We start from the raw sequence: 10,006 nt of genomic DNA on the forward strand, positions 1-10,006 counted from the left end.
CGGCGGTCCCGTCCGCGACCCAGCCATCCGCGACGCCGCCCGCGCGGCTGTCCAGCGACAGGATACCCGGCCCCAAAGGCGCGCCCGCCCGGTCCAGCAGATACAGCCCGTCGCCATGCGCGGTCGCGGCGATGGCGCCGATGTCGCGGGCCGGGCGACCGCAGGCGGCGATGGCCTCGGCTACGGCGGCGGCTGTCTGGCGCCACAGGTCCTCCATGTCGCGTTCGACATGGCGGGGCTGGGGCATGACCTGCGCCACGCGGCGGCGCGCGGTGGCTAGAACCCGGCCTGTGGCGTCGAAGATCACCGCCTTGGTGACGGTCAGCCCGTTGTCGATGCCCAGGATCAGCATGGCGTCAGTCCCCCGTCAAGGCGATCTGGACCTCGACACCGCGGCGGCGCAGGGCGGTGATCTGATCGGGGGGCGTGCGGTCGTCGGTGACGATCAGGTCGAAATCCTCGATGCCGCCCATCGAGTGCAGGGCGCGGCGGGTGAACTTGGTGTGATCGGCCAGCAGGATGCGGCGGCTGGCGGCGTCCAGCATGGCGCGCTTCGTCTCGGCCATCTCGGGGGACTGGTGAAAGACCTGGTCGTCGGTGACGGCGGCCATCGACAGGATCGCCACGTCCGCGCGCAGGCGGCGGATCTGGGCGGTGGTCTGCGGTCCCATGAAGGCGTTGCACCAATGGTGGAACTGGCCGCCCAGACCCAGCAGCGTCATGTCGCCGATCTCCTTGATCGCGCTCATCAGCGTCAGCGAATTGGTGATGACCGTCAGCGGTACCCGTGCGGCCAGATGCGGCACCATGCGCAGCACGGTGGTGCTGTCGTCCAGAAACACCGCCTGGCCCGGTTCGACCTGCTGGGCCGCCAGCTGCGCGATGGCGGATTTCTGCGGACCCTGGCGGGTGTCGCGATACAGGTCGCTGGCCTCGATCAGGCTGGTGGGGGCGGCGGACACGATGCCGCGCGACTTGCGCAGCAGGCCCTTGCCGGCCAGTTCGTCCAGGTCGCGGTGCGCGGTCATCAGGCTGATGCCGAAGCGGTCGGTCAGATCCTCGATCCGCAGGCTGCCCTCGGCCATGACGGCCTGCGCGATCAGCTGGCGACGCGCCTGCAGGCGGGCCTGTCGGCTGTCCGAGGGGATCATGTCCATGGGGATGCGGCCCTTGCGTGGGTGGGGCGCGCGCGTGACGGCGCGCGCCCCGGTGGCGTCACTGGTCCAGAACGAAGGCGGCGCTGTAGCTGTCCACGTTCTCCGGCGTGATCAGCAGGCAGTCGAACAGCTGCTTTTCGGTCTCGACGCCGGTCTCTCCGGTCTTGATGAAGGTGTCGGCCTGGCGGACGGCCTCCTCGGCGAAGACAGCGACGGGCTGCAGGACGGTATAAGCCATCTCTCCGGCCTTCACCGCCTCCACGGCGTCGGGGCTGCCGTCAAAGCCGCCCACGGTCACGGCGTCCAGCTTGCCGGCCTCCTTCAGCGCGGCGATGGCGCCGAGCGCCATCTCGTCATTGCCCGAGATGACGCCGGTGATGTCGGGGTTCGCCTGCAGCAGCGACTGCATGCGCTGATAGCCCTGGGTGCGGTCCCAGTTGGCGACCTCCTGGCCGACCTTCTCGAACTCGGGATACTGGCTCAGCACGGTCTCGTAGCCGTTCGAACGGGTCTGGGCGTTGTTGTCCGAGGGGTTGCCGAACAGCTCGACGAACTGACCGCCTTCCTCGCCCATGGCCTCGACCCAGGCCTGCGCGCCCAGGGCCGCGCCCTGCGCGTTGTTCGACACCAGCTGCGCCTTGGCCAGGCCCTCCTGGTTGATCTCGGCGTTGACCAGGAACACCGGGATGCCCGCATCGACGGCCTTCTGGACGGCACCGACCGAACCGTCGGCGTTGGCCGGGTCCAGGATGATCGCGACCGACTGGTTGGTGATCGCGGTGTCGATCAGCGTGCTTTCGGTGTTGGTGTCGCCGCGATGGGCGGCCACGTTGGCGGTATAGCCCAGCTCCTCGGCGGTGGCCTTGGCGACTTCGCCCTCGGTGAACCAGTAAGGGTTGGCCGGATCGTTCACGATCACGGTGATCAGCCCCTCGGCCCAGGCCGATCCGGCCATCAGCGGCACAGTGGCCACGGCGGCCATCAGCATCCGGCGCGTCATCTTCATCATTTGGTCTCTCTCCCTTGGTGTGGTGATCCTGCCCGGTGCGGGGCAGTCTTTCCGCGCGCCATCCCTGTGGCGCGCGGGGAAGGTCGGGGGCAGGGCCTCACGTCTTGCGCGTGCCGCTGCCGTATTGAAGCGAGTTCATCAGCACGGCCAGCACGATCACCGCGCCCGTGAACACCGTCTGCCAGTAGGAGCTGACCCCGATGATCACCAGGCCCGCCGACAGGAAGCCGATGACGAAGGCGCCCAGCATCGTGCCGCGCACGTTGCCGCGCCCGCCGGTCAGGGCCGCGCCGCCGATCACGACCGCGGCGATGGCGGTCAGTTCATACGCGTTGCCCGCCGTGGGTCCGGCCGAGGTCAGCTGCGACGCCAGAACCAGCCCCGCGGCGGCGGCCAGCGCGCCCGACACCATGTAGACGGTGATCTTGACCCGCTTGACCGGCACGCCGGACAGTTCCGCCGCGCGTTCGTTCCCGCCCGACGCGTACAGCCAGCGCCCGAAGGCCGACCGGCCCAGCATCAGCCCCGCGGCGATCGCCACGACCGCTAGCACGATCACGCTGATGGGCACGCCGCCGATGCGGTAGAAGCCCAGCCAGTTGAAGCCGGTATTGCCCAAGGCCTCGGACCCGCGCAGGTTGTTGTAGGTCAGCCCGTTGGTCATCAACAGCGCGATGCCGCGCGCCACGTACATGACCCCAAGCGTCGCCACGAAGGGCGGCACCTTGAAGATCGCGACCAGCACGCCGTTCACCGCGCCAACGGCCGCGCCCACGCACAGCGTCAGCACCACGACCGCCCAGACCGGCGGATACAGGATCACGCCAAGCGCATCCAGTTCGACCCCCTGCATCATCGCGCCGGCGACCACGCCCGACAGCGCCAGGATGGAGCCCACGGACAGGTCGATCCCACCGTTCAGGATGACCAGCAGCATGCCGATGGACAGGATGCCAAAGATCGCCACCTGGCTGGACATGATCAGCAGGTTCGACAGCGTGAAGTAGTTTGGCGACAGAAACGAGAAGACCGCGATGATGGCGATCAGCGCGAAGAAGGCGCGCCCTTCCAGCAGCAGGCGGCCCAGATGGAACTGGCGGCCTTTCGCGGGGGCGGTCGTGGTGGTTGCGGACATGTGTTCCCTCCCTCGGGCGCGTCAGGCGGCCACGGACTCGCCCGAGGCGGCCATGATCCGGTCCTTGGACACGGTGCTGTCGAATTCGGCCGTGATGCGGCCCTTGTGCATGACGATGATTCGGTGGGCGATGGACAGGCATTCGCTGACCTCGGAGGTGGAATACACCACCGCAAGCCCGGCGCGCGCGCCTTCCGCCAGCAGGCGGAACACCTCGGCCTTGGCGCCGATGTCGATGCCGCGCGACGGCTCGTCCAGCAGGATCGCGCGGGGCCGGGTGGCCAGCATCTTGCCGATCACGACCTTCTGCTGGTTGCCGCCCGACAGCGACCCGATGGGGGCGCTGCCGCCCGATGTCTTGACCGTCACGCGGCGGATGCTGTCGTCGATCAGGTCGCGTTCGGCGCGGGTGCTGGTGAACAGCCCCCGTGTGAACCGCGCGATCGAGGCCAGCGACAGGTTCTGGCCGACGCTCATGGTCTGGACCAGGCCGTCGCGCTGGCGGTCCTCGGGGACCAGGGCCAGGCCGCGGGCGATGCGCTCGCCGATGGACAGGTGGCTGATCTCGTGCCCCTCCAGCACGATCTGGCCGCCGGTGGCGCGCAGCCGCCCCGCGACCGTCTCCAGCAGTTCGGTGCGGCCCGCGCCCATCAGGCCATAGATGCAGACGATCTCTCCGGCGCGCACGTCCAGGTTCAGCCCGCGCACCAGGTCCTGGCCGGTGGCGTCCGGGACCGACAGGTCGCGGATCGACAGGGCGACCTTGCCCATGGTGCTGTCCGGGGGCGATCCCAGGTCGTAATTCTCGCCGACCATGTTGCGCACGATCCATTCCAGGTCGATCTGGGCGCGCGGCGCATAGGCGGTCATCACCCCGTCGCGCAGCACCACCGCATGGTCGGTGATGGTCAGCGCCTCCTCCAGGTGGTGCGAGATATAGACGATGCTGACGCCCCGCGCGGTCAGGTCGCGAATGACCTTGAACAGCACCTCGACCTCGCTGGCGGACAGCGCGCTGGTCGGTTCGTCCATGATCAGGATGCGGCTATCCACCGACAGGGCGCGGGCGATCTCGACGATCTGCTGCTGGCCCAGGCGCAGGTCCTCGACCAGGGTCGAAGGCTCGATCTGCTCCTCCAGCTCCTCCATCAGGGCGCGGGTCTGGCGGTCCTCCTCGGCGTAATCGACGCCAAAGGGGCCCATGATCTCACGCCCCATGAAGATGTTGTCGCGCACCGACAGGTTCGGGGCCAGCGACAGCTCCTGGTGGATGATGGAAATCCCCCGGTCGCGCGCGTCATTGGCATTGGCGAAGGCCACAGGCCTGCCGTCCAGCACGATCTGGCCCGATGTGGGCTGGATCACGCCCGACAGGATCTTCATCAGCGTGGATTTGCCCGCGCCGTTCTCTCCGAACAGGGTGGTGACCTGGCCGCGATGGATGTCGAAGTTCACGCCCTTCAGCGCGTGGACTTGGCCATAGGACTTGGCCACGTTACGGGCGGCAAGGACGACCTGGGCGCTCATTGGACCTCCAGCGCGACGGGGGTGATCAGCCAGTTCGACGGGTTGATCAGCCGGAACGCCCCGGTCACCGTCACCTGCTTGCCCGCCAGGGCGGTGGTGTCGATGGGGGCCAGCACTTCGGCCGCCATGGCGCGGTTGATGCCCGATCCCGCGTCCTGGTATTCGATCTGGTTCTTGAAGGCGCCGAAGGCGATGTCGCCCGGCGCGTCGCGCAGGTCGGTGCCGTTGATCGCGGGGCCGGTCTGCACGCGGATGCGCAGATCCTCGGGCAGGCCCTCGACGGTCAGCGGATAGACTCCGGCCCGCGGCTCGCCGGCGGTGCCGGTCACGGTGACCATCATGATGGCGCCGGTCGATGCGGGCGTGCCGTATTCGGCGATGGCCGCGTCCTGATCGGCGGCGATGGCCGCGGCCAGGTCGGTGGCGGGCACGGCGCGTTCGATCACCGCGTCGCGGATGCGCGGGAATTCCTGCGTGCCATAGGTGTCGGGCGAAAACGCCTGCCGGCGGGCATCCGCCTCGGAGCCGACCTGCACCACGGTGGTATCCAGCGCGATGGCGGCCAGGACGGCCAGGCCCAGGGCCACGGACAGGATCAGGCCGCGACGGCTGGCGGCGGGGGCCCGGGGGGCGGTGGTGCTGTCGGTCATCGGTCTGCCTCTGGCTGGAACACGGGGCGGGCGGGCGCACATCTCATGGTTGATGATAACTTCACGTGATCGACCTCGCGGAGAGGATGCGCATCGGGGCCTGTCCTGTGGCGGTCGCCGCACGGGCCGCATCCATGGCGCGAGGGCATGCGGGGCGCAAGCCTGTGCTGGCAAAAGTCATCATGCGGTCCGGCCTCCCCTCCGGTCGATTCGCGTGGCGCGGGCCTGTGATTGCGGCGATTCCGCGCATCCTGTCGGACGCGAACAGGACCAGCTTAGATGAAATAAATTGCCGTGTCCGTAAAAAAATACGTTCCCTGTGCGATCATCGTGATATAAACCGGGGCCAAGGGATGGAGGCATCATGACGGACAAGCAGCGCGACGTGCTGATCGGAATCGATGCCGGGACCTCGGTCATCAAGGCCGTGGGGTTCGATCTTGCCGGGCGTCAGCTGGGCGCGGCGGCGGTGCCGAATCGCTATGCGACCGGGGCGCAGGGCGCCGCGACGCAGGACATGGCCCGCACCTGGGATGATTGCGCCGCGGCGCTGCGCGGACTGGCCGATCGTATCCCGGACCTGGCGGGGCGGACCGCGGCGCTGGCCGTGACGGGGCAGGGCGACGGCACCTGGCTGGTCGGCGACGACGGCCCGGTGGGCGACGCCTGGCTGTGGCTGGACGCGCGCGCCGCACCGACCGTCGGCCGGTTGGGCCAGGACCGCGCCCGGTTCGAGGCGACGGGCACCGGCCTGAACACCTGCCAGCAGGGCGCGCAGATGGCCCATATGGACGCCCATCATCCGGACCTGCTGGATGGGGCGCGGGTCGCGCTGCATTGCAAGGACTGGCTGTATCTGAACCTGACCGGCGTTCGGGCGACGGACCCGTCCGAGGCCAGCTTCACCTTCGGCAACTTCCGCAGCCGGGCCTATGATGACACGGTCATCGACGCGCTGGGCCTGACGCATCGGCGCGGCCTGCTGCCGCCGATCATCGATGGCACACAGGTGACCCATCCGCTGACCGCGGATGCCGCTGCGGCGACGGGCCTGCTGGCAGGCACGCCGGTCAGCTTGGGCTATGTCGACATGGTGATGACCGCGCTGGGTGCGGGCGTGCTGGGTGGGGCGGGGGACGTGGCCTGTTCGACGGTCGGCTCGACCGGGGTGCATCTGCGCGCCGTGACCGCCGACCGGGTGCATCTGAACGATCAGGGCACGGGCTATGTCATATGCCTGCCGGTGCCGGGCGTGGTCACGCAGGTCCAGACCAACATGGCGGCGACGTTGAACCTCGATTGGGTACTGGGGTTGGCGGCGGGTATCCTGTCGGATATGGGCCAGCCGGTGACGCATCGCGACCTTGTCGCGCGGCTGGACGGCTGGCTGGGCCAGGCCGCGCCGGGGCAGATCCTGTACCACCCCTATATCTCGGATGCCGGGGAACGCGGGCCCTTCGTCGATGCTGCGGCGCGGGCCGGGTTCACCGGCCTGTCGGCGGGCCATCGCTATCCCGATCTGGTGCGCGCCGTGGCCGAAGGGCTGGGCCTGGCCATGCGCGACTGTTACGCCGCGATGGGGCCGCTTCCGTCCGAACTGCGCCTGACCGGTGGGGCGGCGCGGTCGCCCGCCCTGCGGCGCATCCTGTCGGCCGCGCTGGACGCGCCGGTCCGCGTGTCCGACCGTGACGAGGCCGGGGCCGCGGGGGCCGCGATGATGGCCGCCGTGGCCATCGGCGCCTATCGCGACATGGACGCCTGCATCGCCGAATGGGTCACGCCCCTGCTGCGCGCCCCCGAGGCCCCCGATCCCCATCTGGCCGCGACCTATGCGCGGCTGTTCCCCGCCTTTGCCGCGACCCGCGCCGCCCTGCCGCCCGTCTGGGCAGCCATGGCGCGGGCCCGCACCACGACAGGAGAGTAGGATGACCCAAGGCCACGAGATGATCGATCTGTTCGTGATCGGCGGCGGCATCAACGGCGCGGGCGTCGCGCGCGATGCCGCGGGGCGGGGCCTGTCGGTCGTGCTGTGCGAAAAGGACGACCTGGCGCAGGGCACCTCGTCGCGCTCGGGCAAGCTGGTCCATGGTGGGCTGCGCTATCTGGAATATTACGAATTCCGCCTGGTCCGCGAGGCGCTGATCGAACGAGAGGTGCTGCTGGCCGCGGCCCCGCACATCATCTGGCCGATGCGCTTCGTGCTGCCGCACAGCCCCGACGACCGGCCCGCCTGGTTGGTCCGGCTGGGGCTGTTCCTCTATGACAACCTGGGCGGGCGCAAGAAGCTGCCGGGCACGCGCACGCTGGACCTGCGCCGCGATCCCGAGGGCGCGCCGCTGCTGGACAAGTACCATAAGGGGTTCGAATACAGCGATTGCTGGGTTGACGACGCGCGGCTGGTGGTGCTGAACGCGGTCGATGCGGCGGAGCGCGGCGCGACCGTCCTGACCCGCACCGCCTGTGTGTCGGCACGCCGCGAGGGCGACGCCTGGTCCGTGACCACCCGCGACACCGTCACCGGAGAGGAACGGCAGTTCCGCGCCCGTTGCCTGGTCAACTGCGCCGGTCCCTGGGTCAGCGACTTCATCACCCGCGTTGCGGGGTCGAATTCGGCCCGCAACGTGCGCCTGGTCAAGGGCAGCCATATCATCGTGCCGAAATGGTGGGCGGGGACCAACGCCTATCTGGTGCAGAACCACGACAAGCGCGTGATCTTCATCAACCCCTACGAGGGCGACATGGCGCTGATCGGCACGACCGACATCGCCTATGACGGCCGGGCCGAGGATGTCACCGCCGACGAATCCGAGATCGACTATCTGCTGGCCGCCGTGAACCGCTATTTCAAGGAGAAGCTGCGCCGGTCCGACGTGATCCACAGCTTTTCGGGCGTGCGCCCGCTGTTCGACGACGGGCAGGGCAACCCGTCGGCGGTCACGCGGGACTATGTGTTCGACCTGGACCAGACCGGAGGCGCGCCGCTGCTGAACGTCTTTGGCGGCAAGATCACCACCTTCCGCGAACTGGCCGAACGCGGCATGCACCGCCTGACCGAGGTGTTCCCGCAGATGGGCCCCGACTGGACCGAGACCGCGACCCTGCCGGGCGGCGAGATCGCCAATGCCGATTACGAAAGCTTTGCCAACCTGCAGCGCGAACTGCACCCTTGGATGCCGCGCGCGCTGGTCCAGCATTACGGTCGCCTGTACGGCGCGCGGACCAAGGATGTCGTGGCGGGCGCCATGACCCTGTCGGGCCTTGGGCGGCATTTCGGTGGACAGCTTTACGAGGCCGAGGCGCGGTACCTGGTCGCCAAGGAATGGGCGCGCACGCCGCAGGACATCCTGACCCGGCGCACCAAGCATTATCTGCACCTGACCCGGGACCAGCAGGCGGCCTTTGCCGCGTGGTTCGACGACACCCTGGCGCCGGAGATCGCGTGATGCTGACCCTGTCGCTGAACACCAACCCGCTGGTCAACCGCTTTGCCGATCCGGACGACCTGATCGACACGGTCGCGCGCGATCTGCGCATCCGCGACCTGCAGTTGACGCATGAGTTCATCAATCCCTCCTGGCCCGCGCCGGTGATCCGCCGCCTGACCCGGCAGATGCGCGCGGCGCTGGACCGGACCGGGGTGCGCGTCACCAGCGGCATGACAGGCCCCTATGGTCGGCTGAACCATTTCGGCCATCCCGATGCGGATGTGCGGCGATACTATGTCGACTGGTTCAAGACCTTCGCGGACATCACCGCCGATCTGGGCGGTCGATCGGTGGGCACGCAATTCGCGATCTTCACCTATCGCGATTACGACGGTCCGGCCCGGCGCGAGGACCTGATCCGCATCGCCATCGACTGCTGGGCCGAGGTCGCGGATCACGCGAAGGCCGCCGGGCTGGACTATGTCTTCTGGGAGCCCATGAGCGTGGGCCGCGAATTCGGAGAGACGATCCCGGCCGCCCTGGCGCTGCAGGACCGGCTGAGCGCGGCCGACATGGCGGTGCCGATGTGGATGATGGCCGATATCGACCACGGCGACGTCACCAGCCCCGATCCGGACGATCTGGACCCCTATGCCTGGGCCCGCGCCGTGCCGCGCGTCAGCCCGATCATCCACATCAAGCAGTCGCTGATGGACAAGGGCGGCCACCGCCCCTTCACCGCCGAATTCAACGCCAAGGGCCGCGTCCAGCCGGAACCCCTGCTGGAGGCGCTGGCCCAGGGCGGCGCGGTCGACAACGAGATCTGCCTGGAGCTGTCCTTCAAGGAACGCGACCCGAACGACCGGCAGGTCATCGCCCAGATCGCCGAAAGTGTCGCATTCTGGGCGCCGCATATCGACACCGGGGCGGATAAGCTGAATATCTGACCCATCATCGACAGGACGCCCCATGCCCCAGCCCTTCGCCTTTGCCACCGCCACCGAGATCCTGTTCGGCCGGGGGCAGGCGGCGATGGCCGCCGGGCGGGTCGCGGCCCTGGGGCGGCGGGTCCTGCTGGTCCACGGCCGCGACCCCGGCCGCAG

The 10,006-nt window shown here is 68.9% G+C and carries 9 protein-coding genes; 3 read left to right on the forward strand and 6 right to left on the reverse strand.

The annotated features are described in order from the left end of the window. The 6 genes from FHD68_RS15365 to FHD68_RS15390 form a co-directional block, all read right to left on the reverse strand. Window positions 1-352: FGGY family carbohydrate kinase (locus FHD68_RS15365; protein ID WP_244297887.1), on the reverse strand; the 352-nt coding region annotated here is incomplete at its 3' end. 4 nt (window positions 353-356) lie between these two features. Then, window positions 357-1,157: a DeoR/GlpR family DNA-binding transcription regulator gene (locus FHD68_RS15370; protein ID WP_127898019.1), complete on the reverse strand. Its 801-nt coding sequence runs from the start codon at window positions 1,155-1,157 to the stop codon at window positions 357-359. 58 nt (window positions 1,158-1,215) lie between these two features. After that, on the reverse strand, window positions 1,216-2,163 hold the full coding sequence (locus tag FHD68_RS15375) for a D-ribose ABC transporter substrate-binding protein (protein WP_127899310.1): 948 nt from the start codon (window positions 2,161-2,163) through the stop codon (window positions 1,216-1,218). Between the two features lie 100 nt (window positions 2,164-2,263). Next, complete coding sequence (locus FHD68_RS15380; protein WP_042245462.1) at window positions 2,264-3,301, reverse strand: ABC transporter permease; 1,038 nt, start codon at window positions 3,299-3,301, stop codon at window positions 2,264-2,266. A gap of 21 nt (window positions 3,302-3,322) precedes the next feature. Then, entirely contained in the window at window positions 3,323-4,828 is a 1,506-nt protein-coding gene (locus tag FHD68_RS15385; protein ID WP_127898020.1) for a sugar ABC transporter ATP-binding protein, read from the reverse strand. Next, window positions 4,825-5,478 (reverse strand): DUF2291 family protein, encoded by a 654-nt coding sequence (locus FHD68_RS15390; RefSeq protein WP_139086159.1) that lies wholly within the window; start codon window positions 5,476-5,478, stop codon window positions 4,825-4,827. The genes FHD68_RS15385 and FHD68_RS15390 overlap by 4 nt, the downstream gene beginning before the upstream one ends. A gap of 364 nt (window positions 5,479-5,842) precedes the next feature. On the opposite strand from FHD68_RS15390, the gene FHD68_RS15395 reads away from it, so the two are divergent. From FHD68_RS15395 to FHD68_RS15405, 3 genes are read left to right on the forward strand one after another with little or no spacing between them, the layout of a single operon-like run. Continuing rightward, a complete protein-coding gene (locus tag FHD68_RS15395; RefSeq protein ID WP_127898022.1) occupies window positions 5,843-7,402 on the forward strand; it encodes an FGGY-family carbohydrate kinase in 1,560 nt (519 codons plus the stop codon). Between the two features lies 1 nt (window position 7,403). Continuing rightward, the gene (locus FHD68_RS15400) at window positions 7,404-8,921 is read left to right on the forward strand and encodes a glycerol-3-phosphate dehydrogenase (protein ID WP_127898023.1); all 1,518 of its coding nucleotides are present in this window, start codon (window positions 7,404-7,406) and stop codon (window positions 8,919-8,921) included. Beyond that, window positions 8,918-9,850 (forward strand): sugar phosphate isomerase/epimerase family protein, encoded by a 933-nt coding sequence (locus tag FHD68_RS15405; RefSeq protein WP_127898024.1) that lies wholly within the window; start codon window positions 8,918-8,920, stop codon window positions 9,848-9,850. Before FHD68_RS15400 ends, FHD68_RS15405 begins: the two co-directional genes overlap by 4 nt. Window positions 9,851-10,006 lie beyond the last annotated feature (156 nt).

The sequence above is a fragment of the Paracoccus marcusii genome (assembly GCF_006151785.1).
Lineage (GTDB): Bacteria > Pseudomonadota > Alphaproteobacteria > Rhodobacterales > Rhodobacteraceae > Paracoccus > Paracoccus marcusii.

Bases quoted from the DNA above. Each gene is read 5' to 3' on its own strand.
- FHD68_RS15390 (WP_139086159.1), bottom strand. From the start codon at position 5,478: ATGACCGACAGCACCACCGCCCCCCGGGCCCCCGCCGCCAGCCGTCGC.
- FHD68_RS15385 (WP_127898020.1), bottom strand. From the start codon at position 4,828: ATGAGCGCCCAGGTCGTCCTTGCCGCCCGTAACGTGGCCAAGTCCTAT.
- FHD68_RS15375 (WP_127899310.1), bottom strand. From the start codon at position 2,163: ATGAAGATGACGCGCCGGATGCTGATGGCCGCCGTGGCCACTGTGCCG.
- FHD68_RS15395 (WP_127898022.1), top strand. From the start codon at position 5,843: ATGACGGACAAGCAGCGCGACGTGCTGATCGGAATCGATGCCGGGACC.
- FHD68_RS15400 (WP_127898023.1), top strand. From the start codon at position 7,404: ATGACCCAAGGCCACGAGATGATCGATCTGTTCGTGATCGGCGGCGGC.
- FHD68_RS15370 (WP_127898019.1), bottom strand. From the start codon at position 1,157: ATGGACATGATCCCCTCGGACAGCCGACAGGCCCGCCTGCAGGCGCGT.
- FHD68_RS15380 (WP_042245462.1), bottom strand. From the start codon at position 3,301: ATGTCCGCAACCACCACGACCGCCCCCGCGAAAGGCCGCCAGTTCCAT.